Source organism: Nocardia sp. NPDC049149, assembly GCF_043197455.1.
Lineage (GTDB): Bacteria > Actinomycetota > Actinomycetes > Mycobacteriales > Mycobacteriaceae > Nocardia.
Window position 1 is genome coordinate 1 of sequence record NZ_JBICTD010000011.1, and the last position, 24,633, is coordinate 24,633.

23 protein-coding genes and 4 tRNA genes are annotated in these 24,633 nt (G+C 66.9%); 13 read left to right on the forward strand and 14 right to left on the reverse strand.

All coding sequences use genetic code 11. The annotated features are described in order from the left end of the window. Positions 1-90 precede the first annotated feature (90 nt). The gene (locus tag ACGFNJ_RS35165) at positions 91-966 is read right to left on the reverse strand and encodes an oxidoreductase (RefSeq protein WP_393458508.1); all 876 of its coding nucleotides are present in this window, start codon (positions 964-966) and stop codon (positions 91-93) included. Positions 967-1,101: 135 nt separating this feature from the next. On the opposite strand from ACGFNJ_RS35165, the gene ACGFNJ_RS35170 reads away from it, so the two are divergent. Further along, complete coding sequence (locus ACGFNJ_RS35170) at positions 1,102-2,724, forward strand: (2,3-dihydroxybenzoyl)adenylate synthase (protein ID WP_393458511.1); 1,623 nt, start codon at positions 1,102-1,104, stop codon at positions 2,722-2,724. Positions 2,725-2,795: 71 nt separating this feature from the next. Here ACGFNJ_RS35170 and ACGFNJ_RS35175 read toward each other — a convergent pair whose 3' ends face one another. Together ACGFNJ_RS35175 and ACGFNJ_RS35180 are read right to left on the reverse strand one after the other, a co-directional pair. Continuing rightward, positions 2,796-4,115: a salicylate synthase gene (locus ACGFNJ_RS35175; protein ID WP_393458514.1), complete on the reverse strand. Its 1,320-nt coding sequence runs from the start codon at positions 4,113-4,115 to the stop codon at positions 2,796-2,798. A 104-nt stretch (positions 4,116-4,219) separates the two neighbouring features. Then, on the reverse strand, positions 4,220-4,984 hold the full coding sequence (locus ACGFNJ_RS35180) for a DUF2127 domain-containing protein (RefSeq protein ID WP_393458517.1): 765 nt from the start codon (positions 4,982-4,984) through the stop codon (positions 4,220-4,222). Between the two features lie 147 nt (positions 4,985-5,131). On the opposite strand from ACGFNJ_RS35180, the gene ACGFNJ_RS35185 reads away from it, so the two are divergent. The 3 genes from ACGFNJ_RS35185 (at position 5,132) to ACGFNJ_RS35195 (ending at position 9,684) form a co-directional block, all read left to right on the forward strand. After that, positions 5,132-7,594 carry a glycerol-3-phosphate 1-O-acyltransferase gene (locus ACGFNJ_RS35185; RefSeq protein WP_393458520.1) on the forward strand — a complete coding sequence of 821 codons (2,463 nt, stop codon included), beginning with the start codon at positions 5,132-5,134 and terminating at the stop codon, positions 7,592-7,594. Between the two features lie 81 nt (positions 7,595-7,675). Beyond that, on the forward strand, positions 7,676-9,115 hold the full coding sequence (locus tag ACGFNJ_RS35190; RefSeq protein WP_393458523.1) for an HAD-IB family hydrolase: 1,440 nt from the start codon (positions 7,676-7,678) through the stop codon (positions 9,113-9,115). A 131-nt stretch (positions 9,116-9,246) separates the two neighbouring features. Next, a complete protein-coding gene (locus ACGFNJ_RS35195; RefSeq protein ID WP_393458526.1) occupies positions 9,247-9,684 on the forward strand; it encodes a DUF6069 family protein in 438 nt (145 codons plus the stop codon). Positions 9,685-9,739: 55 nt separating this feature from the next. Here ACGFNJ_RS35195 and ACGFNJ_RS35200 read toward each other — a convergent pair whose 3' ends face one another. The 5 genes from ACGFNJ_RS35200 to ACGFNJ_RS35220 form a co-directional block, all read right to left on the reverse strand. After that, positions 9,740-10,441, reverse strand: coding sequence for a polyprenol monophosphomannose synthase (locus ACGFNJ_RS35200; RefSeq protein WP_393459222.1), 702 nt, complete (start codon positions 10,439-10,441; stop codon positions 9,740-9,742). A 263-nt stretch (positions 10,442-10,704) separates the two neighbouring features. Further along, the gene (locus tag ACGFNJ_RS35205) at positions 10,705-10,869 is read right to left on the reverse strand and encodes a hypothetical protein (RefSeq protein ID WP_393458529.1); all 165 of its coding nucleotides are present in this window, start codon (positions 10,867-10,869) and stop codon (positions 10,705-10,707) included. A 116-nt stretch (positions 10,870-10,985) separates the two neighbouring features. Further along, positions 10,986-11,228, reverse strand: a complete 243-nt coding sequence (locus tag ACGFNJ_RS35210) for a hypothetical protein (RefSeq protein ID WP_393458532.1) — start codon at positions 11,226-11,228, stop codon at positions 10,986-10,988. 188 nt (positions 11,229-11,416) lie between these two features. Further along, positions 11,417-11,917: an SRPBCC domain-containing protein gene (locus ACGFNJ_RS35215; RefSeq protein ID WP_393458535.1), complete on the reverse strand. Its 501-nt coding sequence runs from the start codon at positions 11,915-11,917 to the stop codon at positions 11,417-11,419. Further along, entirely contained in the window at positions 11,914-12,222 is a 309-nt protein-coding gene (locus ACGFNJ_RS35220; protein WP_393459225.1) for an ArsR/SmtB family transcription factor, read from the reverse strand. Before ACGFNJ_RS35220 ends, ACGFNJ_RS35215 begins: the two co-directional genes overlap by 4 nt. Before the next feature lie 136 nt (positions 12,223-12,358). On the opposite strand from ACGFNJ_RS35220, the gene ACGFNJ_RS35225 reads away from it, so the two are divergent. Next, positions 12,359-12,964: a GNAT family N-acetyltransferase gene (locus ACGFNJ_RS35225; protein ID WP_393458538.1), complete on the forward strand. Its 606-nt coding sequence runs from the start codon at positions 12,359-12,361 to the stop codon at positions 12,962-12,964. Positions 12,965-13,090: 126 nt separating this feature from the next. Next, entirely contained in the window at positions 13,091-13,531 is a 441-nt protein-coding gene (locus tag ACGFNJ_RS35230) for a pyridoxamine 5'-phosphate oxidase family protein (RefSeq protein WP_393458541.1), read from the forward strand. 462 nt (positions 13,532-13,993) lie between these two features. Here ACGFNJ_RS35230 and ACGFNJ_RS35235 read toward each other — a convergent pair. The 4 genes from ACGFNJ_RS35235 to ACGFNJ_RS35250 form a co-directional block, all read right to left on the reverse strand. Further along, a tRNA-Phe gene (locus ACGFNJ_RS35235) sits at positions 13,994-14,067 on the reverse strand. Positions 14,068-14,125: 58 nt separating this feature from the next. Next, a tRNA-Asp gene (locus tag ACGFNJ_RS35240) sits at positions 14,126-14,199 on the reverse strand. A gap of 29 nt (positions 14,200-14,228) precedes the next feature. Beyond that, positions 14,229-14,301, reverse strand: a tRNA-Glu gene (locus ACGFNJ_RS35245). Between the two features lie 95 nt (positions 14,302-14,396). Then, the gene (locus ACGFNJ_RS35250; protein WP_393458544.1) at positions 14,397-15,062 is read right to left on the reverse strand and encodes a TetR family transcriptional regulator; all 666 of its coding nucleotides are present in this window, start codon (positions 15,060-15,062) and stop codon (positions 14,397-14,399) included. An 850-nt stretch (positions 15,063-15,912) separates the two neighbouring features. Between ACGFNJ_RS35250 and ACGFNJ_RS35255 the strand changes: the two genes are divergently transcribed. From ACGFNJ_RS35255 to ACGFNJ_RS35265, 3 genes are all read left to right on the forward strand, one after another. Next, positions 15,913-15,985: transfer RNA gene (locus tag ACGFNJ_RS35255), tRNA-Lys, on the forward strand. Between the two features lie 299 nt (positions 15,986-16,284). Next, entirely contained in the window at positions 16,285-16,875 is a 591-nt protein-coding gene (locus tag ACGFNJ_RS35260) for a DUF937 domain-containing protein (protein WP_393458547.1), read from the forward strand. Positions 16,876-17,183: 308 nt separating this feature from the next. Further along, positions 17,184-18,155: an acyl-ACP desaturase gene (locus tag ACGFNJ_RS35265; RefSeq protein ID WP_393458550.1), complete on the forward strand. Its 972-nt coding sequence runs from the start codon at positions 17,184-17,186 to the stop codon at positions 18,153-18,155. Positions 18,156-18,317: 162 nt separating this feature from the next. Here ACGFNJ_RS35265 and ACGFNJ_RS35270 read toward each other — a convergent pair whose 3' ends face one another. Next, the gene (locus ACGFNJ_RS35270) at positions 18,318-18,968 is read right to left on the reverse strand and encodes a hypothetical protein (protein WP_245745855.1); all 651 of its coding nucleotides are present in this window, start codon (positions 18,966-18,968) and stop codon (positions 18,318-18,320) included. 149 nt (positions 18,969-19,117) lie between these two features. Here ACGFNJ_RS35270 and ACGFNJ_RS35275 point away from each other — a divergent pair, with 149 nt between their 5' ends. Further along, entirely contained in the window at positions 19,118-20,263 is a 1,146-nt protein-coding gene (locus tag ACGFNJ_RS35275; RefSeq protein WP_393458553.1) for an acyl-CoA dehydrogenase family protein, read from the forward strand. 192 nt (positions 20,264-20,455) lie between these two features. Next, entirely contained in the window at positions 20,456-21,346 is an 891-nt protein-coding gene (locus ACGFNJ_RS35280) for an SDR family oxidoreductase (RefSeq protein ID WP_393458556.1), read from the forward strand. A 3-nt stretch (positions 21,347-21,349) separates the two neighbouring features. On the opposite strand, the gene ACGFNJ_RS35285 is transcribed toward ACGFNJ_RS35280, so the two are convergent. Next, positions 21,350-22,402: an AraC family transcriptional regulator gene (locus ACGFNJ_RS35285; RefSeq protein ID WP_393458559.1), complete on the reverse strand. Its 1,053-nt coding sequence runs from the start codon at positions 22,400-22,402 to the stop codon at positions 21,350-21,352. A 146-nt stretch (positions 22,403-22,548) separates the two neighbouring features. On the opposite strand from ACGFNJ_RS35285, the gene ACGFNJ_RS35290 reads away from it, so the two are divergent. Next, complete coding sequence (locus tag ACGFNJ_RS35290; RefSeq protein WP_393458562.1) at positions 22,549-23,436, forward strand: MaoC/PaaZ C-terminal domain-containing protein; 888 nt, start codon at positions 22,549-22,551, stop codon at positions 23,434-23,436. Continuing rightward, positions 23,433-24,632 carry a lipid-transfer protein gene (locus tag ACGFNJ_RS35295; RefSeq protein WP_393458565.1) on the forward strand — a complete coding sequence of 400 codons (1,200 nt, stop codon included), beginning with the start codon at positions 23,433-23,435 and terminating at the stop codon, positions 24,630-24,632. Before ACGFNJ_RS35290 ends, ACGFNJ_RS35295 begins: the two co-directional genes overlap by 4 nt. Position 24,633: the final 1 nt, after the last annotated feature.

Below are 24,633 nucleotides of genomic sequence, written 5' to 3' on the forward strand. Positions count from 1 at the left end.
CATATGCCAACGCGGGCAACAGCTTCCACCGAAAACGCTGGTGGTGGCGCCGCTACGCGCAGCCACCACCAGCGGACTTCGAAACACGCCCTAGCCGAAGGAATACGTGACGCCGGTCAGCTTCTCCGACAGCTCCCACAGTCCACGGGCGACACCCTCGTCGCGCGAGGCCTTCGTCGAGCCGGAGACACCCGGGTAGCCGCGCAGCCCGCGCAAGCCGGTCGGTCCGTAGTAGCCGCCGGGTTCGACCGCGGCGGTCGCGGCGTACAGCGTTGGCAGCGCGCCCATTTCGGCGCTCTGCGCGAGGACGCGGTTGCCGAGCCACAGCACCGCGTCCTGGATGGACTCGGTGTGCGACTGCAGTTCGGTCGAGGCGTAGCCGGGGTGCGCGGCCACCGAGATCTTCGGCGAGCCTGCCGCGGTCAGCCTGCGCTGCAGCTCGTAGGCGCACATCAGGTTGGCCAGCTTCGCCTGCCCATAGGCGAGCCAGCGCTGATACTTTCGGTGCTCCCAGTTGAGATCGTCCAGATCGATCTTGCCGATCGTGTGCGCGCCGCTGGCGACGGTGACGATCCTTTCCGAAATCTTGTCCAGCAGTAGCCCGGTCAGCGCGAAGTGTCCGAGATGATTTGTGCCGACTTGCATTTCGAAGCCGTCGGCGGTGCGCAGCTCCGGCAGCGCCATCACGCCCGCGTTGTTGATCAGCACATCGGCACGGTCGGTCGCCGCGGCGAACTCACGCACCGAAGCGAGGTCCGCGAGATCCAGCTTCCGCACGATCGCCCGGTCTCCCAGCGACGCGGCCACCTGCTCGCCCTTGGCGACGTTGCGACAGGCCAGCACCACCTGCGCGCCCGCGCCGGCGAGTGCGCGCACCGTGGCCGCCCCGAGGCCACTGTTGGCACCGGTCACGATGAACGTGCGGCCGGTCTGATCGGGCATGTTCGAGGTATCCCACCTGCTCATAGCGGGAGTGTAAACCGAATCGGGGCCGCGAACGCCCGCCGGTCTCGCCACTCTCGGACATCGACCAAGGCAAGTAAGATAGGGTTGCCTAACCTATTTTCTCAGCTCGGCCCCGAGTTACCAGTGAGGCAGACCGTGACTTCCCCATCGACCGCGTCGTCCACGCATCGCGACGGATATGTGCCCTTCCCCGCCGATATCGCGGAAACCTATCGGGCCGCAGGGTATTGGCGCGGACAAGCACTGGGCGACCTCCTGCGCGACACCGCGCAGCGGCATCCGGACCGGGCTGCCCTGCACGATGCCGACGGAACGCGAAGCTACGCATGGCTGGACGCCGAAGCCGACCGGATGGCATACGGGCTGCTCGCGCTCGGTATCGCACCCGGCGACCGAGTGGTGGTGCAGCTGCCGAACGTGCCGGAATTCCTGACCGTACTGTTCGGGCTGCTGCGCGCGGGAATCATCCCCGTACTGACTCTGCCTGCGCACCGGCGGGCCGAAATCGAGCACCTGACCGCACTTTCCACGGCGGTTGCTTATATCTGCGCCGACCGGCTCGGCGATTTCGACTACCGGGAACTCGCCGCCACCGTGCAGGACGCGGTGCCGTCGCTGCGGCACGTGCTCGTGCTCGGCGACCACGGCTCCGCCACCGCGCTGAGTTCGATTCCGCGCGACGAAGGTTCGCTGCCGACGATCGACCCGAGCGATATCGCGCTGATGCTGGTCTCCGGCGGCACCACGGGACTGCCGAAGCTGATCGCGCGCACCCACGACGACTACGCCTACAACGCCACCGCAAGCGCCGCCGTCTGCGCGCTCACCGAGCACGACGTCTACCTCGCCACACTGCCTGCGGCACATAACTTCCCGCTCGCCTGCCCCGGCATCCTCGGGACCGTGAGCGCGGGCGGCGCGGTCGCCTTCGTCACCGATCCGAGCCCGGAGAACGCCTTCGCCGCCATCGAACGGCACCGCGTCACAGTGACCGCCGTGGTGCCGCCACTGGCCCAGCTGTGGTGTGCCGCAACCGAATGGGAGGAGGCCGACCTGAGCTCACTGCGGCTGCTCCAGGTCGGCGGCGCCAAGCTGGCCGAGGTCAATGCCCGCGAGGTGACGCCCGCGCTCGGCGCCACCCTCCAGCAGGTGTTCGGCATGGCCGAGGGGCTGCTCAACTACACCAGGCTCGACGACCCCGCCGAACTGCTGCACACCACGCAGGGCCTGGCGCTGTCCCCGGCAGACGAGGTCAGGGTGGTGGACGCGAACGGCGACGACGTCGCGCCCGGCGCGGAGGGCGAGCTGCTCACCAAGGGCCCGTACACCATTCGCGGTTACTACCGCGCGCCCGAGCACAATGCCCGCGCCTTCACCCCCGACGGCTACTACCGCAGCGGCGATCTGGTGCGCAGGCTGCCGAGCGGGCACCTGGTGGTGTCCGGCCGGATCAAGGACGTCATCAACCGCGGCGGCGAGAACGTCTCCTGCGACGAACTCGAAGAACATCTGCTCGCCCACCCGGCCGTCCGGCACGCGGCCGCGGTCGGCCTGCCCGACGCGACGCTCGGCGAAAGGGTCTGTGCCGTGCTCGTTGTCGAAGACACGATGCCGACGTTGGCCGAGATCAAGACCTTCCTGACCGACCGCGGGCTGGCCACCTACAAGCTGCCCGATGTGCTGCGCCAGGCAGGCGCGCTGCCCGTCACCGCCGTCGGCAAGATCGACAAGAAGGCACTGCGCGCCACCACGAGCTGAGGATGCTCAATGCCGGGAAAAGCAAACGGGCAGCACATCTTTCGACATGCTGCCCGAACTCGCCGAGTGGATCAGTGCGCCGCGCGCACCACATAGGGTGCGATGCAGCCGAGCTTTTCGCAGGTTTCCTCGAACTCACGCTCCGGGCGGGACTGGGCGACGATGCCTGCGCCCGCACGCAGCCAGGCACCCTCGGGCGTCTGATAGACCGCGCGCAAGACCAGCGTCGCCTCCATCGCGCCGGTCGGCGAAACCGTCACCACCGCACCCGAATACAGCCCGCGCGCGTCGTGGTCGAGGCGGAACACCGAATCGATGCCCTCCCGCTTGGGGATGCCGGACGCGGTGACCGAAGGGAACAGCACCTCGAGCGCGTCCCAGCTGGAGCGGTCGGCGGCCAGCCTGCCGTGCACCGTCGAGGCAAGATGCTGCACGCTGCCGCGCTCGCGCACGACCATGAAATCCGAGACCGCCGCGGTGCCGGGGTCGGCGACCTGGGCGATCTCCGCGAACGACGTCCGCACCGAAATCGCGTGCTCCACGATCTCTTTGGGATCGTTGACCAGGTCGGCCCGCGCCGCCATGTCGATCGCCTCGCCACGGCCGAAGGCGCGGGTGCCTGCCAGCGGCTCAGTGGTCACCACCCGGTCGTCGTCGACGGCGGCAACCAGCTCCGGGCTGAATCCCGCCGCCTCGAGTCCGCCGAGTCGCAGCAGGAACGACCGTGCCGGCGTGTTGTGCGCCCGCCCGAGCCGATAGGTCGCAGGCACGTCGACCACGAACGGCAGATCGACCTTCCTGGACAGGATGACCTTCTGATAGCGGCCTGCGTTGATTTCCGCGACGGCCTCGGCCACCCGGTCCTGGTATCCGGTCGGGTCGAGTCGGATATCGGCCGGATGCGGCTGCGGCAGTTCACTTTCCTGCGATTCGGCGATCAGGCCGTGGATGTCGGCGGCCTCCGCGGGGGTCGCGCCGGACACCCGGATCCCGTACTCGCCGATCCGCACCTCGATGCGCGGAATCATCAACTGCGCCACCGCGGTCCGCGAGTCGAGGTGCTCGGCGGCGCCGAAGGTCCACGCGCAGAATTCGAACCCGATCCAGCCGTAGGCATTTCGGCCGTCGAGCGGCAGTGCGGCGAGCGCGCGGTCGACAACGCTTGCCGGGCGGCCCTCCCATCGGCTGGTGGTGGTCTGGCCTGCCCAGGTCACTCGCAGTTCGGCGACGTCCAATTCGATGCCGCCGATCGGATCGGCCGCGAATACCCACTCCCCCGGACGTTCGTACACCACGTACTCACCGAACCGATCGGCCCCCGCCAGCCGGGACATCGCTGCCGCCGGATCGGTCAGAATCTCCACCCGCAAGCGTTCGTCCGTGGTCGACAACGATCCTCCAAAGTTCTAAACTGGCCCAGCTTTGGAGGTAAGGTTAGCATTACCTGACTAACGAGGAGGTGTGCCCGGCAACACAGCGAACAGGCCTCGAACAATCATCGAGCCGGGACAGCAAGCGCTGAACGTTCAACGCTCAGCAAACTTTCCGCACTGTGTTCGGCGTGGTACGCGGCCGCGCCGCCGCGCAAGCCGAACAGCCGCTTGGAGAAGAGCAGCCACACCACCGCCGCGATATTGATCACCAGCGCGCCGATCCGCAGCGCGGTGACCCGCTCGGTCAATTCGTAGATCTCCAGCGGCAGAAACAGACTCGTCGCGACCACGGCGAAGTACTCGCCCCACCGCTTCACCAGCCACAATCCGAGCGCCTCGACCGCCTGCAGCGCGGCGTAGCAGAAAATGCCGACCGCAACCCACAACAAGGTGGTGTTCGACAACGAGAACGCCTGATCGATCAGATGCACGATCTTGGACCGGTCGATGTCCCAGCCGATCTGATCGGCGAACGGCCGAAGCAGCGGCAGGTCCGCGTCGAAGGCGGCGCGCATCGTCTCCCGAGACGAGCGGAACTTCAGTACCGCCAGCGCAGCAACCACCAGGAGCAGCCCACGCAGCAACCGCTCGATCGCCAGGGCACGCATCAGCCAGCGATCACGCAGCAGCCGGCCGCGCGGCACCTCGGGCGCGTGGTCGGCCGGACCCGATCCCACCGGGTCGCCTGGCACGAACGTGCCACAACGCAGACAACGCCAGGCCGTCCCGGCCACCGTGTCGACACGCAACCGCTCGGCCAGCTCCGGCTCGTCCGGTGCATAGGTGTAGTGGCCGTGCCAGCCACATGCGCGCAACGCCCAATCCATCTGGGCAGCCTAAGCCGATAGCCGAGCCGGGTGCAGCAAGGCAGGGCCCGATTCCAGACTCCACGGTCGACTTGCGGGCCCGAGTGCCTGCGCGGATCGGCCTCTGGGGGATTCAATAGGGGGATAGTCACTTGGAGGGACCGGGCAATGATCGAGCACCACGGCGGATCGACCGCGCATATCCAGCGAGCGTCGGCACCGGGGTCGGTGGTGGCCCTGGTCGACGCGGCGTCCGCGGTGGAACGCGAAGTCATCGGCAGCTGGCTGGCCGACGGCGGGATCGCCGCGGAATTCGGCACCGCCGCGCCGATCACCCAGCTCGACCTGGACGCGGCCGCCGTGGCCGGTCGGCTGGTCGGCCGCACCGACGATCCGCTCGTGGTGCCCGTGCGCGTGCTGTGGCTGCCGCCCGAACGCGACGGGGTCCGCCGAATCACCTTCGCGGACATGGCGCTGCTGACCAATCCGCGCAAGCCGAACCGGCTCGCACAGCGCAAACTGGTCGCGGAGCCGAACCGGCATGTGGTGCTGACCGGGCAACCCGCGTTGCTCAGCGAGTTGCGCACGAACAACCCGGAGGCGGCCGCGCTGGTCGCCAAGGGCACCACGGAGCCGTTCGCCCGCGCCATCGTGCGCGCCGCGGTGGTCGCGCTGGAGCGTGCCGAACGCACCATCATCGGCGACCGCTACAAGGTGCCGCGGCTGGTCGCCGAGGAGATCCTCGACTCGCCGCTCTTCGAGCGCAGGCTCGAGCTCATCGCCGACCAGATCGGCGCGAGCCCGCACGAGGTGTACCACCGCGCCGAGAAGGCGTTGAACGAACTCGTCGCCGCGCAAAGCAGGTTGGTCTCCGACCTGTTCACCCAGGCGATGCGGCCGATCCACGCCTCGACATGGAAGGTGGACTCCGACGACTCGGGGCTGGCCGCGCTGCGTGATCTCAACCGTCGCTACCCGCTGGTGTTCCTGCCGTCGCACCGCTCCTATGTCGACGCGTTCGTGCTCGGTGATGTGCTGGCGCGCAACGATTTCCCGCCGAACCACGTGATCGGCGGCGCCAACCTGAGCTTCTGGCCGATGGGGCCGATCGCCCGCCGCACCGGCACCGTCTTCATCCGGCGCAGCTTCGGCGACGACGAGGTGTACAAGGCGGTGGTCGAGGAGTACTTCGCCTATCTGCTCGCCAAGCGCTTCAACATGGAGTGGTACTTCGAGGGCGGCCGCACCCGCACCGGCAAGCTGCGACCGCCGCGCTACGGGCTGCTCAACTACCTTGCGGCAGCGGTGCGTGCGGACCGGGTCGAGGACGTGATGCTCGTTCCGGTGTCGATCACCTACGAACGGCTCAACGAGCTCGGCGCCATCGCCACCGAACAGGTCGGCGGCAAGAAGCGGCCGGAGGGGCTCGCCTGGCTGGCCCGTTACGTACGCAGCCAACAGCATTCGGCCGGACACGTGTATGTGCGGTTCGGCGCGCCGCTGTCGGCACGCGATCGGCTTGCGGCGCACGGCGATCCGCTCACCACACCACCGCTGACCATCCCGCTGCATCGCACCGAGTCCGCACCGACCGGGCTCACCGAAACCGGGGCAGGCGAGCCGGACCAACCCGAGGTCGCCGAGCTGGAGCGGAAGGCCGTGCAGCGCTTGGCGTTCGAGATCGCCGTCGGCATCAACGCGGTCACCCCGATCACGGTCAACGCGCTGGTCACCCTCGCACTGCTCGGCGTGCATGAACGCGCGCTCACGCTCGGCGAGGTGCGCACCGTGCTCGCGCCGGTGCTCGGCTACATCGAGAAGCGCGATCTGCCCCGCGGCGAGCTCACGGCGTTGCGCGACGATCAGGGTCTTGCCGTTGTGCTGGAACAACTCTCGCTGGCCAAGGTGGTCACCGTCTACCGCGGCGGGCTTGAGCCGGTGTACTCGATCGAGGCGGGCGCGCACCTGGAGGCGGCGTTCTATCGCAACAGCGCGGTGCACTGGTTCGTCAACCGTGCCATCCTCGAACTGTCCATCCTGGCCGCGCTGGACAGCGACGGCGCCGACCAGCTGAGCACCGGGTGGGACGAGGCATTCCGGCTGCGCGATCTGCTGAAGTTCGAGTTCTTCTTCCCCGAGCGGGCCGAGTTCGCCGAGCAGATGACCGCCGAGATGCTGCTCCTGGATCCGGAGTGGCACAGTCACACCCGGGAGAACACCCTCGGTTCGGACATCATGGCCGTGCTCACCGAGTCCGGGTTCATGATGGCGCACCGCGTACTCCGGTCGTTCTTCGACGCGCAGCTGGTGGTGGCCGAGCGGCTGGCCGCGCGCGACCCCGAGGTGGAGCTCGATCGCAAGCAGTTCATCGCCGAGTGCGTGTCGGTGGGCAAGCAGATGATGCTGCAGCAGCGGCTGCACAGCCCGGAATCGGTCTCCACCGAATTGTTCACCACCGCACTGAAACTCGCGGGCAACTACGGGCTGCTCGAACCGGTGTCCGATGATTCGGCCAAGCGCAGGGCCGACTTGACCGAACGCAGGGTGGAATTCGCCGAACGGCTGCGCACCATCGGGGCCAGGATCTCGCAGGCGGCCGCGCTCGATCCGTCCAACCGGGAGTACCGGTGAGTTGCACGCGGCGCTGTCCGGAGGTATCGCGCGCCTCGGCGCCAACTCGCTGCGGGTATCCGCAGGAAAGCAGGAGCTGAGATGACGGTGCCCAACGCCGGGCTGGCAACCGCGATCGACGCCATCCGCTCCGGGCCGCAGGGTCCCGAGATCGCCGCGATCTTCGACTTCGGCGGCACGGTCATCGACGGATTCCCGCGAAAGCGGCTGCTGCGGCGGCTGTTCGGCCGTCGCGGCGCCGAAGACGTGCTGCTCGACGGCATCCGCAACGCCACCACCGACGGCGAATACGGCCGGTTCCTGCGCCAGCTGGCCGAGGCGCTGGCGGGCAAGCCGGAGGCGGAGGTGGACGAGCTCGGTGCGCGGCTGTTCAAGCGCACCGTCTACGGCCACCTGTATCCCGAAGCGTGGCAACTGATCCGGGTCCACCAGGCGGCCGGGCACACGGTGGTGCTTGCCAGCTCGGCGACCCGCTTCCAGGTGGCTCCCGCCGCGGCAGCGCTCGGTGTCGAGCACGTGCTGTACACGCCGATGGCGACCCAGGACGGCATCCTCACCGGGTATGCCGACGGAAAGACGCTGTGGCGCAACGGCAAGGCCGAGGCGGTGCGTGAGTTCGCCGCAGACCACGGCGTGGATCTTGCCCGCAGCTACGCATATACCGACGGGAGCGCCGATCTACCCCTGCTGTCGCTGGTCGGGCACCCGGTGGCGGTGAACCCGGATCAGTCGCTCACCGCCGCAGCGGGCGAGCAGGGCTGGCCGACGCTGCACTTCCGTCCACGCGAGGCCCCGCACCTGGCCGACTACGGCCGCACCGCAGCGGGATTCGCCGGCCTGCTCGGCGGCGCGTTCTACGGTGTCGCGACGAAGTCGCCGACCAGGGACCGACAGCAGATGGCCGACGCGCTGATGGCGCACGCCGCGAACAACACCCTGAGCATCACCGGCGTTCAGTTGCGGGTGACCGGCGCCGCCAACGCGCGCGCACCCCGGCCCGCGGTCTTCCTGTTCAATCACCAGAGCCAGTTCGACATCATCATCGTTCCCGAGGTGCTCGGCGGCGGCGTCACCGGCATCGGTAAGAAGGAGCTGACCAGCAATCCGATCTTCGGCCCGCTGATGCGCTTCGTCGGCGTGACCTTCATCGATCGGTCGAGCACCGCCAAAGCCAAGGCCGCACTGGTGCCGGTCGTCGAGACACTGCGCAGTGGGTTGTCGATCGCCGTCGCGCCCGAGGGAACCCGTTCTTACACACCGGATGTCGGCCCGTTCAAGAAGGGCGCCTTCCATATCGCCATCCAGGCGGGCGTGCCGATCATCCCGATCGTCATCCGCAATGCGGGTGAAATCTCTTGGCGCAACGAGATGGTCGCGCGGCGGGGCACCGTGGATGTCGCGATCCTCGACCCCATCGACGTGCGGGACTGGGATCCGAACGACATGGACGACAAGGTGGCCGCGGTCCGCCAGCTGTTCGTGGACACGCTGCTCGACTGGCCGAAACCCGACGCGGACTGAGCGGACCCGCCGGCGAATCGGGACAGTGCGTGATCCAGCTCACTGCAAGCACGATTTGACCTCAACAATTGTTGAGGTATCACGATTGTCCTCAGCACCAAGCCACATAGCTTCGGATGAGGGAAAAGATCATGAGCATCGCGCAAACCACCACACCGTCCCTGCGGATCCCCGGCGTCAACCGGCCGATCGCCATCGTCGGCAGCGTCATCGCCGCCGTCGTCGTCAACCTGATCGTCTGGCAGCTCGGCGAAGCGGCGGGCGGCTCGTTCGAGGTGGTCGACAAGGGCGTCACCAGCTACGTCGGCGCAGGCGGGGTGATCTTCTCGTCCGCGGTCCCGCTGCTGATCGGCATGACCCTGACCGCGCTGATCTCCTACTTCTGGGTCGGCGTGCTGCGGGTGGCCCAGATCGTCGGCAGCGTGCTCGCCGTCGCGACCATCGGACTGACCGTCGCCGCCACGTTCGACACGGCAACCACCATCGCGCTGTCGGTCATGCACCTGGTGCTGGTGCCGGTCCTGGTCATCGGCCTGGAAGCACTGCGCCGCGGGCTGGCCGCCCGCTGACCGCGAACAGCACAGGGCCCCACATCCTTTGCGGATGCGGGGCCCTGGCGCAGATCTAGACCGAGCGGCCGAAAAGCAGCTTCCACGGCATCAGCGCCGATTCCAGCTGCACCTTCAGGCTCATCTTGGAGGCGCCGAGGGTGCGCTCCTCGAAACGGATCGGCACCTCGGCGATCTCGATGCCCTGCTTGACCGTCCGGTAGTTCATCTCGACCTGGAACGAGTACCCGTTGCTACGGATCGAGCCGACGTCGATGGCGCGCAGCGTGTCCGCCTTCCACGCCTTGAACCCGGCGGTGGCGTCCTTCACCTTCAGGCGCAGGATCAGGTTCACGTAGAAGTTGGCCCAGGCGGAGAGCGCCTTGCGGTACCACTTCCACTCGGCGGCGGTGGAGCCGCCGGGCACATACCGCGAACCGAGCACGACACCGGCATCGGTGGTCGCCAGCTTCTCCAGCATCGCCGGAATCACCTCGGCCGGATGCGACAGGTCGGCGTCCATCTGCAGGACCACGTCGGCGCCCTCGTCCAGCGCCCTGGTGATTCCGGCGATGTAGGCGCGGCCGAGGCCGTCCTTCTCGGTGCGATGCAGCACGCCGACCACGTTCGGCAGCTCCGCGGCCAGTTTGTCGGCCACCTCGCCGGTGCCGTCCGGCGAATTGTCGTCGACAACGAGGACGTGCAGGTCGGGCACCGGCAGCGACGTCAGCCGCTCCACCGCAACCGGCAGATTGTCCCGCTCGTTGTAGGTCGGCACAACAACGGTAACCCTCAAGGGTCGCCCTCCCTGCTGATCCTGGTCCAGCTGGCAGCCCACGTCAGGGCCACCGAGCATTCGTCTGATTCGGAGAAAACCGTACTTGATCGAACTGAAGAGGGCCTGAGTGGATATACCTGGTCGCCGTGATCCGGACATGGCGACGGCCGCCACAAGATCACCTTTGGCGTGCCGTTTCCTACCGATGCCTGCCGCGGCGTTACGAGATCACTTGCCGCGCAGCGGAACCCCTGCCGACCTGGTCAATCCTCCCCGGCATCGGCCTGCGCGTTGCGCGCTTTGACGATCTCCAACGCCCGCTCGGCGGTCGCCTGATCCGGATACGGGCCCATCCGATCCTGGAACCAGCACTGCCGCCCCTTCTCGGCCCGCCTGTGCTTCAAGCAGTAATACCAGCGCTCAGCCATGCCCCCCAGCATTCCACCATCACCGTCCCCCACACCGGAGTTTCCAAGATCACCGGCTACGAGTGGCACACCACGGAGGGGGCTTCTCGCACTTTGCCGCAGCCATGTGCCACTCGTCACCGTGTGCGTCGGGGGGACCAGCGGTACTGGTCTGATTTGTCGTGGTTTTCGAGGATGCCTGCGCCGGTGAGGTGTTCCAAGACGCCGCGCAGGGCGTTGCCGACGGGGCTCGGTAGGAGGACGACTTCCTCGACGTCCTGGAATTGTGCCGATTCCGGGAAGATGCCCAGCGCGCGGCCGAGCAAGAATTCGGCGACGTACCAGTCGGTCCAGTCCGCCAGCTCCTCGGAAAATCTCATCAACAACTCCTGCCAGTGATCGCCCCGGACTTGTCCGCAGCTGCCAACGGTAGGAGCCGCGAACAAGTCCGCAGTTATCAACGCTAGGAATCGCGTCCCGCCGCATACAGTCCCCACTTGCCCTGCCACCGGAACCGGCGTCACCACGAGTGGGACTCGACAGCGTCGGTCCCGCCTCGCACGCGGCTTCAGGCCTTCGGTGGGCCGGACTGGGGTCCGACGAGGGGTTCGAAAGCGGCAGAATAGGACTCGAAGAGCGGCTTCCACGCATCGTCGGACGGTGCGAGACCCGCGAGCTGGTCGAGGCAGATCTCCCAGCCCGCCGCATTGCGCGCCGCGGTATCGGGGGCCAGCTCGTTGATCAGCACGAGATGCGTGCCGCCGCCGCGCGCGGCCAGCTCGAAACGCAGTCGCTCGTCGCCCCAACTGAATTCCAGCAGCTTCGGCTCGTCGACGGTGAATACCTCACCGGTCAGCGACATCCCGTCGAACTCCCCCTCGAACCGGAAGGTGATCGTCGCGCCGACCGCCCAGACACCACCCGCCACATCCACATCGCACGGGAACCAAGCCCGCAGTTCGGCACGATCGGTGATCGCCCGCCACACCACCGCGGGCGGATCCGGCAGCTCCCGCTCCAGCCGCACCGCGGGCCGGGCTCCGTCGGTTCGAAGTTGTGCCTCGCTCATGTCCGCCTCCTCCGTTCGAGATGCTCTTCCAGTAGGTCGAGATGGGTGTTCCACAACCGCCGATAGGGCGCCAGCCAATCGTCCAGCTCCACAAGCGGTTCCGGCCGAATCCGATACAGCCGCCGCTGCGCGTCGACCCGGACCTCGACCAGCCCCGCGTCCTTGAGCACACGCAGATGCTTGGACACCGCGGGCTGACTCAGCGGCAACTCCGCCACCAGCGCCCCCACCGACTGCTCGCCTTGCCGCAGCACCTCCAAGATGGCCAGCCTGCTCGGCTCGGCCAACACCTGAAAAACGTCCACCGCGGTCACCCGCCTCATAATTCCCTCTCAGTTATATAACTGTCAAGGCATACAAGGGACCTGGCTTGTCGGTGGCGGGCGCTAGCGTCACCGACCGGAGTTCTAGTTTGTTCGACTGAAAAGGATGGACCCCGCTGTGCCCAGCGAGATCGACCCGACCTGGCCGACGAGTGCCGACCTTCGACTACAGGCCGGCACCCACCGGCTGCTGCACGATGTGACCGAACTGGGTGGCGCCATCGGCTTCCTGTCACCACCGACCCGAGCCGACACCGACGCATGGCTGGACGGGGTACTCGCCGCAGTCCGCGCAGGAGACGCCGCCCTCGCTGTCGCCATGGCAGACAACCACATTGCCGCAATGGGGCTGTGGCGGCGCCAACCCGGCGCCGTATTCGCGCATTCGGCCACCATCGAGCGAGTCATGGCCCACCCCACCGCCCGAGGACTCGGCCTAGGTCGCGTGATCGTCACCGCCCTGATCGACAACGCACGCGACACCGGACTGGAAACCCTCACCCTCGGCGTCCGCGGCAACAACCACGGCGCGATCGAACTGTACGAACAACTCGGCTTCCGCGAATGGGGCCGCCTCCCCAACGTCATCGAAGTCGGCAACGACCGCTACGACGACATCCGCATGTACCTCGAACTCCCCCGCCACCCCACCGTCACCCTCCGCGGCTCCCAACCCGGCGGCCCCGGCTGGTCCCCCCGCCGCCAAGCCCAAGAACCAGCCTGAGCCCCCGCCCAGGCCCCTGCCTCGAGATGAGTACGCCCGCAGCGGGTTCCGACCGGCAACAGCGACGCTTCACACGATGTGGCTTTCACCCGAACCTCGACATCGGACGGAGCTAGCCTGGGAGTCATGCGTCCGATGACCCGAGCGGAACGCGAGGCCTTCCTCGCCGATCCGCATGTCGGAATCCTCAGTGTCACGGCCGAACCGGAACGCGCGCCGCTGACCGCGCCGATCTGGTACGAGTACCAGCCCGGCGGACTCATCAAGGTGATCACGCCCGCCGGTTCGCGCAAGGTCCGGCTCATCGAGAAGGCAGGCCGCTTCGCATTGTGCGCGCAGGTCGCCGTCGTCGACGACTACCGCTACGTGTCAGTCGAGGGTCCGGTAACCGAAATCAGACCGGCCTCGAAGCAGGAAGGCCTCGACATGGCCGTCCGCTACATGGGCCCGGCCCGCGCCACCGACTACGTGAACGCAACCGAGCAGTCCGCGCCCCCCAACGTCACAATCCTCATGCACCCAGAACGCTGGAACACCGTCGACTTCAGACTCCCCCTCGACCAGTAGCCCACGGCAATCCGTACCCGAGTCCGCAAACCTGACTTCCCAAGCGGAACACCAGCATCTGCGCGACGTAGACATCGATGGTCCACATCCCAAGGCGACATCGGTCGGGTTCCCGAGCGTGGCGCGGAGTTACGCATAAGGGAGTGGTCCGGAGGGGGCAAACGCGCCGGTAGGGACGTGGCGAACGCGCCGGTAGGGACGTAGGGACTTGACATACCAAGCAGCACACCAAGATCTGCGCGGCATCAATATTGGCGGTCTGCAACCCAAAAACGCAACAACCCCAAGGAGCAAAGCCCCGCCGAGCGGGGCGTAGGGAATCAGCCACCGGCGCAACAACGGTCGGGGGGTTCGGGGGGCGAAGCCCCGCCGAGCGGGGCGTGGGGGTTGCACCCCCACAAGACACGAACGAAACGAGCCCCGCACGCGCGTTCCGCGTGCAGGGCTCACCTACGAGTGGAGTGGCCAGGGCCGGGATCGAACCGGCGACCTTCCGCTTTTCAGGCGGACGCTCGTACCAACTGAGCTACCTGGCCGCAGGCACCCGAGTTGAATGCCATACGCGAAACGCCGGATTGCTCCGGCGCTCACTTGCGACCCTGACGGGACTCGAACCCGCGACCTCCGCCGTGACAGGGCGGCGCGCTAACCAACTGCGCCACAGGGCCTTGCTGTGCTTCCAACGATCCGAAGACCGTACCCCCTACGGGATTCGAACCCGCGCTACCGCCTTGAAAGGGCGGCGTCCTAGGCCGCTAGACGAAGGGGGCTCGTCTCCGGATTTCTCCGGAACCGGCTTCAACGGCTGTCCGTTGGGAGCCCGGTTAGCTTATGACAGACCGGACTCGATTCCCAAACCGGCTGGTCAAAGGCCCAAACTGAGCTCTTCGAGGCGGGCGTGGGTGCGCCAGCCGTCGCTGCGGAACTTCTCGGTCCACTCGGGGGTGGCCATGGATTCGATGACGACCTCGAGCGCTTCCTCGAATCGGGAGCGCAGATCGATGCCGCTGCCGTGTGCGTCGATCATGTAGCGCTGGCCCGCCAGTGCGGCGGTGAGCGTCCTGGTGAACCGGTCGGCGTCGGCGTCGGCGCGCAACTGGCCCTGGTCGATTGCGCGGACGGTGAGCGAGCGCGTGGCGCGCCCGAGTATCCGTCCGCCGCCGGTTTGTACGTCCCGATAGAAGTCGGGTTCGATGATCAACCGGTATTCGGCCTGCACGATGATGTCGTGTTCGAGCCGCAATGCCATCTCGTCGATCATGCCGTGCATGACGTCTAGTGGTCCGAGATCTGTTCGTGCGAGCCAACGCTCGGCCGATGCGCGATAGCGTTCGACCGCCGTCTCCAGTACGGCGCGCGCGAGATCTTCCTTGGAATCGAAATGGAAGTACATGGCGCCCTTGGTGGCACGCGACCCTTCCAATATGCGGTTGAGCGATGCAGCGGCATAGCCGCTCTTCCCGAACTCAACGGCGGCGGACCTGATAATCGCCGCACGTGTCCGGCGGGCCCGCTCTTGCTGCCGTGCCATGCTCGAAACGCCTCCGAAGCCTACTCGCCGCCAAACAGCCACCCCCAAAGGAACGGGCCCTTGGCGCGAAGTTATGAGTTTTATCAATACTTCAAACCGGGGTTTTCGCCCAGTTTCAAACTTTCGGTACGAAAACTTGCGAAAAACCTGAAACACACCAGCTGGTATAGTTTTCCTGCCCGGGTGCGCCGCAGGGGGTGCGCACCCGGGTATTTCTTCGTCTCGGATCTGCCTCCTGCGGCGTCGTCTCCAGGGAAGCCACGATCGGCCGGACCGGTCGCGACACGTTCGGGCACATCAGCGATAAGCCGAATTCCGAATCACCGGACGAGTCGGTGATTCTTCCGGAATTCATCAAGTCGTCACCGTACCCGGAAACCCCATCCGACACGCGGCAAACCGACGAGTCAGGTAACCAACTACCGCGGTTTAGTGTTACAGCAAACATTCCGCAACCGAAGTGTGGCGCGTGTTCGTTCCCCCAATTCGACAGCGTCCCAGCGACGTTCATCCGAGTCCACCGCCCACCCGGCAGACCGGTCATCGCCCGCAGCCCACCCGGTCACCGACCCCGAGCTCAGGCCACTGTTCCCCCGCAAATCCAAAGACATTGTCACCCAACATGATTGGATGGTAGCCAAATCTCGTCACGATGAACAAAGTTGGGTACCAAATGTTTACCGGTGACATCCTGCCGCCCGCATCGCGCGTTACTCGGTGCCACAACAAGTCTCGGCGTCAGGTTGCCACCCTCCGCCGACATCCGCGAGCCGTGGGCGCAGCGAACCGCGACGCACCGTGCTCCCCGAATTGGGTCAACGGCGCGATGCCCACTACACTGACCCACCGCGCCCCTATAGCTCAGTTGGTAGAGCTACGGACTTTTAATCCGCAGGTCGTAGGTTCGAGCCCTACTGGGGGCACAGCGTCGGGCGCCCGGTTTCCCGGGCGCCCGAACCTGTTTCCGCAGCGTGCGGCTCCCGCTTTCCCGATGGACTCGCCGCGTGCACAAGGCACCTATATGCCAGCCCGCCCTCGGGGTCCATACTGACAACGCGCCCCGGCGCGCGGGATCCGAACACACCACACTCCATCCGGGCATTCCCTACTGTGCGCGAACCGAAGACACAGTGCGCCGCGCGCGACGGAGCCGAGCGCCAGCGCGGCGACGTCGAACGCGACACGGGCAATCCCGGGTCATCCCCTCGACAAGGCGGAGCTGATGACTTCCTTCGATGATTTGCTCTCCCAGGTACCGATCGCCCAGATCGCCGCGAAGCTCGGCGTCGACGAGAAAACCGCGACGACCGCGGTCCAGGCCGCACTGCCGACCCTGCTCGGCGGGTTGCAGGCCAACGCAACCAAGCCGGAGGGCGCCGCAGGCCTCGTCGGCGCCTTGGACAACCACGGAGACCTCGTCGAGGGCGAAGGCCAGGTCGACATCGACAAGGTCGACGTCGCGGACGGCTCGAAGATCGTCGAGAACGTCTTCGGCACCGAGAAGAACACGGTGATCAGCGCGCTCGGCGCGACCGAAGGCACCGGCGGCAACGACCTGATCGCCAAGCTGATGCCCATCCTCGCCCCGATCGTGCTCGCCTACCTGGCCAAGCAGATGACCGGCGGTGGCGGCAACGCGACACAGGCACCCACACAATCCAGTGGCGGCGGCATCGGCGACGTGCTCGGCGGGCTGCTCAACGGCAGCGGCAAGAGCGGCGGCATCGGCGGAGCGATCGGCGAAGCGCTGGCCAAGAACGCCGGTGGCGCGCTGGGGAACGTGCTCGGCGGACTGTTCGGCGGAAAGCGCTGACGACCGGCCAACTGTCTTTTCCACCCCACCTCGCGCCGTCGCGACGCGCCCGTACTGTGCGATCGAGCACGCCCTGCTAACACTCCTCGGCCCGCAGCGATAGACCACTCGCTGCGGGCCGAAGCCATACACTCGAAGGTGGTCGCCGAACGCCAACGAGGGCGTATGACGTGCACCACGGGGCGCCAAGGTCATTCGGATGCGTTTCGTATCACACCTACGGTGCCGTAAGGTATGGCCGCACGGCAACGGTCTACCGTGGGGGGATGACCTGCTCGACCGGACGCACAGACTGAAGGGTTCATTACATGGCAAGGGATCTGACTCAACTCGAGCTTCTGACGGAGTTGGAGCCGGTTGCCGAAGAAAACGTCAACCGGCACCTCTCCCTGGCAAAGGAATGGCATCCGCACGACTATGTCCCGTGGGACGAAGGCCGCAATTTCGCCGCACTCGGGGGTATCGACTGGGATCCGGAGCAGTCCCGCCTGAGCGAGGTCGCGAAAGCGGCAATGGTCACCAATCTGCTGACCGAAGACAACCTGCCTTCGTATCACCGCGAGATCGCTGAAAACTTTTCGCAGGACGGCGCGTGGGGCACCTGGGTCGGTCGCTGGACCGCCGAGGAGAACCGGCACGGCATCGTGATGCGCGACTACCTGCTGGTCACCCGCGCCGTCGACCCGGTCGCTCTCGAAGAGGCCAGGATGATCCACATGACCAACGGCTTCGCGTCCCCGACCGAGGCCGACGCGGGCATCCTGCACTCCGTCGCCTACGTGACCTTCCAAGAGCTGGCCACCCGCGTCAGCCACCGCAACACCGGCAAGGTGTGCGACGACCCGATCGCCGACCGCATGCTGCAGCGTGTCGCCGCCGACGAGAACTTGCACATGATCTTCTATCGCAATGTGTGTGGCGCGGCCCTCGATCTGGCCCCCGACCAGGCGATCGAGGCGGTCACGCTGATCCTGGAGAACTTCCAGATGCCCGGCGCAGGCATGCCGAACTTCCGCCGCAACGGCGTCCTGATGGCCAAGCACGGCATCTACGACCTGCGCCAGCACCTCGAGGAAGTGGTGCAGCCGGTGCTGAAGAAGTGGAATGTCTTCGAGCGCAACGACTTCACCGCGCGCGGTGAGGCCTGCCGCGAGCGGCTCGCCGCCTACATCGACAAGCTCGGCAAGGACGTGCTCAAGTTCGAGGAGCAGCGCGACCGGATGCTCGCCCGCGAGGCCGCCAAGGCCGAACGCCAGATGGCAGGCAGCACCGCGAGCTGAGCTCGCCCCTATACCCCGACGCGCCGCCACCCGGATTCCGGGTGGCGGCGCGTTTATCTTCGGCTATCGCCGAGTCCAGCTATTTCGGGTTCGAAGGTTTATTGCGTCGAACATTTCTTTCAGTGCGCATCGCGGCAAAGTCCGCCGCAGTTCGACGGACGGTTACTTCAACGGAAGTGCGCCGTCGATCCCGCCGACATCGGTGATCTTCCAGTCGGCGCTCTTGTCCATCGTGACGTTGTAGGTCGCGACGGTCTGGGTGCCTTCCGGATTCTGCGCGGTCGTACTGCTCACATTGACGAACACATTCACCTTGTAGACGTTGCCCTGTGCGGAAACGACCTTGGCGCTGATCGGCGTCGCGGTCGAGGTCCACTTCAGCGGAACCAGAATCTGTTCGAGCTTGGAACCCACTGCGTCGTACTTGTTCGCCAACTGCGGCGTGGTATTCGACCTGAGCCTGCCCACCCACCCATTGATGTCCTGGTAGTTCAGGGTGGCAGCACCGACCGCGTAATCGGTGGATATCTGCTCGGCCTTCCGATCGTCCTCGGCCCGCGCATTTCGGTCGGCGATATCGCTGCGCGCCGACCAGAGAAACCCGGCGAGCACGCAGACGGCCACGGCGAGTACACCGATCGCCACGGCTTGAATCACTGTGGATACCCGGATCGACACCGTTCCCGGACGTGCGGCCTTCGGCTCGGCGTCCGCTTTCCGGGATGTCGATTCCGTGCTGCCCCCCGGCTCCGGCGCGGTGCCGGTCGTCTTGTCGTCGCTCCCCGATTCCGTCTCTTCGATCCGTTCGGCCATTCGTCCTCTCCGATGCTGGTGGGTGGCCCCAGGCTAGGCGAGAGCGCTGCGGTCATGGGATTCGGGCGGCTCGGTCCTTCCCACCCGACCTGCTGGTTCCTACCGTGAGGGCACGACGACGGCGTCGGATGCGGAAGGGACGGGCGAACATGGCGAAGCACCGCTCACGGTGGATGGATGCGGAGATGGACGCGCTGGCCGAGCTGTCGCGCGACTTCTTCAGCAAGGAGTGCGCGCCGCACGAGGAGCGCTGGGGTGAGCAGCAGCACATCGATCGCGAGGTCTGGTTGCGGGCGGGCGAGCTCGGCCTGCTGTGCCCGAGCATCCCGGAGGAGTACGGCGGAGGCGGCGGGGACTTCCGGCACGACGCGGTGATCGCCATCGAGCAGGTGCGCGCGCTGGCCCCCAGCTTCGGCGGACCCGTGCACAGCACGATCATCGCGCACTACCTCTCGAACTACGGCACCGACGAGCAGAAGAAGAGCTGGCTGCCCAAGCTGGCCTCGGGCGAGATCGTCGCGGCGATCGCGATGACCGAGCCGGGCACCGGCTCGGATCTGCAGGCGATCCGCACCACCGCAACCGTGCAGGGCGACGAGTACGTGATCAACGGCGCCAAGACGTTCATCTCCAACGGCTACCTCGCCGATCTGGTGCTGGTGGTCGCCAAGACGAACGAGCAGGGCGGCGCGGGCGGGCTCTCGCTGATCGGGGTGGAGACCAGCCGCGCCGGATTCCGGCGCGGGCGCAACCTGCACAAGATCGGCCAGCACGGGCAGGACACCTGCGAGCTGTTCTTCGACGAGGTGCGGGTGCCGCGCGCGAACCTGCTCGGCGAGGCCGAGAACATGGGTTTCATCCAGCTGATGCAGCAGCTGGCACAGGAGCGGCTGATCATCGCGGTCACCGCGCAGGCGACGATGGAGAAGACGGTCGAGCTGACGCTGGACTACACCAAGGAGCGAACCGCCTTCGGCAAGCCGCTTTTCGCGTTTCAGAACACCAAATTCACCCTCGCCGAATGCGATACGGCGGTGACCGTCGGCTGGAGCTTCCTCGACGACTGCGTCGAGAAGCACGTGGCGGGCGACCTGGACATCCCCACCGCGGCCAAGGCCAAGTTGTGGCTGTCCGAGCAGCAGAACATCCTGGCGGACCGGTGTTTACAGCTGTTCGGCGGCTACGGCTACATGGCCGAGTATCCGATCGCGCGGATCTTCACCGACTCGCGGATCCAGAAGATCTACGGCGGCACCAACGAGATCATGAAGGAGATCATCGCGCGCGGACTGTGATCCGACGCGACTCCACCACATCGTGATGGGCGAATCCGCCGACATGCCGGCCTGGTGCGTCGACACTTGGAGGAGTGCGGCGCACCAGGCCGGCGGCTCTGTTCGGCTGCGGATGACCGATCCCGACCGGCCGCACCCGATCGAGGCCGACCGGCAGCACTCGATCGACGCCGAAACAGGAAGGCCGAGAACATGACCAGTGCACCGAAGGACGGCCCCGCGCTCACCGGACAGGTCGTCGCGATCACGGGCGGCGCCCGCGGCATCGGCAAGGCCACCGCCGAGGCGTTCCTCGGCGCGGGCGCCGCGGTCGCGATCGGCGACATCGATGTGGAGCTCGTCGCCAAGACCGCGGCCGAGCTCGGCGCCGACCCGGACGCGAAGATCATCGGGCTGCCGCTGAACGTCACCGATCGCGCGTCGTTCGCCGCGTTCCTGGACGCCCTCGAAAAGGAGCTCGGCCCACTGGATGTGCTCGTCAACAACGCGGGCATCATGCCGACCGGGTTGTTCGCCGACGAGGACGAGGCGATGACCGACCGGATCGTCGACATCAACCTGCGCGGGGTGATCACCGGTTCGCGGCTGGCCACCAAGCGTTTCCTGGCGCGCGCCAAGGCAGCAGGGGCGGATCAGCGCAACGGGCACCTCATCAACATCGCGTCACTCGCTGGCACCCAAGGCTTTCCGGGGCTGGCCACCTACTGCGCGACCAAGCACGCGGTGATCGGTTTCACCTCGGCGCTGCATCTGGAGTTGAAGGAGCACGGCATCCGGGTCTCGGCGGTGCTGCCCGGCATCGTGCGCACCGAACTGTCCGCCGGTGCGAACATGCCGAGCTGGATCGAGCCGATGACCACCGTGGATCCCGAGGACGTCGCACAGGCGATCGTGCGGACCGTGGTGCAGGACAAGCCGTTGGTGACGGTGCCGCGCCGACTGTCCGCGATCATCAAGTCCGCGCAGCTCCTGCCTTACCGTGCCCAGCTGTTCGTCGCGCGAAAGACCGGGGCGACAACGGCATACGCGCAGCCCGATCCCGAGATCCGGGAGAAGTACCACCGCCGCGTTCGCGACCTGTAGGACTCAGCTGTCCGAGGCGACCCGGCGATAGGAGCCCGGCGGGCTGCCGGTCCAGCGGCGGAACGCGCGCCGGAAGGCGCTCGGTTCGGAGAAGCCGAGCCGGGCCGAGAGCGCCTCGACCGTCTCGTCGCCGCGCACCAGACTGGCCACCGCCGCGTCGCGCAGGATGTCCTCGCGGATCTGGGTGATCGAGGTGCCTTCCTCACCGAGCTTGCGGCGCACCGTCTGTGGGCTCATGGCCAGTCGCTTGGCGACCTCGTCCGCGGTCGGCCAGCGCTCACCCGTCCCGGCCGCCCCTCGGTCGCCGCCGAGTCCGCGCGCGAGGATCTTGCGCACCTGTTCGGCGAGCGAGGTTCCGTAGTCGCGCCGGGACAGGACGTCGACCGGCGCGTTGCGGGTCCACTCGATCAGGTCGTCTTCGGTGCGCGTCAGCGGCGCGGCGAGCAGGTCGGTGTCGAACGTGATGGCCGCGGTCGCCGCGCCGAAGACCAGCGGGGCCGCGAACACCAGGTCGTAGTCGTCGATGTTGCGCGGGCGCTGATACGGAAATTCCACCTGGTGCAAGGCAACTCGGCGACCGATGCCCCAGGACATGATCCGATGCATCGCGGCGAGCAGGAAGACGGTGAGTAGTTCCTCCCCCTCCATGAACACACTGGTGTCGAGGGTGGCCCTGGTGCGTCCGCCGGTGCTGGTGACCGCTGTCGGCGGCAGGCCGGGTAGTAGCCGCTGATATTCGCCGAAGCGCCGGATCGCCGCGCCGAGATCGGGGCAGGCGACGAGGCCGAAGCCGACCAGCCGGATCGAACCGCGCGGGACGGGGGCCGGGCCGAGCCCGAACAGCTCGTCGTCGCTGATCCGCCACAGCTCCCGCACGGTGGCGGCCATCTGGTCGACGGTCACCCGCGCCCGATCCTGCGCGAGCAGCTCCGGCGCGACGCCGACGCTGTCCAACAGCTGCACGATGTCGACGCCCTGGCGCTGGGCGGTGGCGACGGCGGAGCGCACGAAGTCGATCGGCACCGTCCTTGCCGCCACCCCAACCTCCTGCGTCACTGGTCGAGGCGAACCTACCAGGCCGGATGCGGTGAGCGCGGCGGTCACGGAACGAGCGCAGCGCGGTCATCCCGGCCGCGCCCGCTGATTCCTAGCGTTGACGACGTAGGCAACGACGCCGACCAGGGAGGACAGGTGTGATACCAGTGACCGACGGATCCGAATTCCGTCTCGAACAGTTGGGCGCCTGGGGCGCGCAGGACACGTTCACGGTGGACCGGGCACGCACAATCGCTTACGCGGCGGCGACCAACGATCCGATCCGGCAGCACACCGAGGGTGTCTACGCGCCACCGGTTTTCGCGGTCGTGCCGATCATGGTGCCGATGGCCGACGCCGCGATGTCGGTGGTGCCCGACGACCTGATGTTGCGGATCCTGCACGGCGAGCACGACTTCCGTTTCCACCGGCCGATCGAGCCGGGTGAGACGCTCGCGGTGCGGGCAAGGCCGATCGGCATCGAGGGCAAATCCTCGGGCGTGGTGGTCACCGCGCACATCGAGACGCACAGCCGCGACGCGGGTGACCTCGTCAACGAACAGTTCTTCGTCGGCTTCTTCCGTGGCGGCGTCTTCGACGGCAGCCGTGGCGAGCCGAGCCCGGCGCACGGATTCGAGGCGGGCCTGCGGGTGCTCGCGCCGGACTTCACCATGGCGCACACCTTCGACACCGACCAGACCTTCCGCTACGCCGACGCGGCGGGCGATCCGATGCCGATCCACCTCGACGACGACTTCGCCAAGGCGATGGGTCTGCCCGGCATCATCGTGCACGGCCTGTGCACCATCGCGACCCTGTCACACGGGCTGATCACCCGGATCAGCCCGGACGACCCGGCGAAGCTGAAACGGCTTGCGGTGCGGTTGAGTTCACCCGCCTTTCCAGGACAGACCATCACCACCGCCGTGTGGGCAACCGGCCACGCGGACGGGCGCGACCGCTACGCCTTCGAAACCTGGTCCGACAACGACACATTCGTCATCAAGGACGGGCTCGCGGAGTTCGAGCCACCAGTGGACAGGAAAACGACATGAGCAACAGGGTTTTCGTCATCGGTGTCGGCATGACGAAGTTCGAGAAGCCAGGCCGCCGCGAGGGCTGGGACTACCCGGCCATGGCGAAGGAGTCGGGCAGCGACGCGCTCGCCGACGCGGGCATCCGCTACGACCAGGTGCAGGAAGCGTATGTCGGTTACGTCTACGGCGATTCGACGAGCGGGCAGCGCGCCATCTACGAGCTCGGGCTGACCGGGCTGCCGGTGGTCAACGTCAACAACAACTGCTCCACCGGGACCTCGGCGCTGTACTTGGCCGCCAGGGCGATTCGCGGCGGCCTTGCCGACTGCACCATGGCTCTCGGCTTCGAGAAGATGCAATCCGGTTCGCTGCAGGCCGGTTACAGCGATCGGGAACAGCCGCTGCTGCGCCACATCGAGGCGCTGGCCCAGTTGCGGGACTTCGCGATGCCGGTGGCGCCGTGGATGTTCGGCGCGGCGGGCGTCGAGCACATGGAGCAGTACGGCTCCACCCCTGCGCATTTCGCCAAGATCGCCGAGAAGAACCACCGGCATTCGGCGAACAATCCGTACGCGCAGTTCCGCGACGTGTACACGCTCGACGAGATCAACGCCGCGAAAATGGTGTACGAGCCGCTCGGCCTCACCCGGCTGCAGTGCTCACCGACCTCGGACGGGTCGGGCGCCGCGGTGCTGGCCAGCGAACGCTTCGTCGACGAGCACGATCTCGCCGACCAGGCGGTCGAGATCGTCGGCCAGGCGATGGTGAGCGACCTCGAATCCACCTTCGCCACGAAGACCGCGCGCTCGCTGGTCGGCGTCGACATGACCGCCGCCGCGGCCCGAAAGGTGTACGAGCAGGCCGAGATCGGGCCCGACGATGTCGATGTCATCGAACTGCACGACTGCTTCTCCCCCAACGAGCTGCTCACCTACGAGGCACTCGGCCTGTGCGGCGCGGGCGAGGGTCACAAGCTCGTCGACGCCGAGGACACCACCTACGGCGGCCGCTGGGTGGTCAATCCGTCCGGCGGTCTGATCTCCAAGGGCCATCCCCTCGGCGCCACCGGCCTCGCCCAATGTGCCGAACTCACCTGGCAATTGCGCGGCGCGGCCGATGCCCGTCAGGTCACCGACGCGAAAGTCGCACTCGCCCACAACATCGGCCTCGGCGGCGCGGCATTCGTCACCGCCTACCGGCCTGCCCAACGCTGAA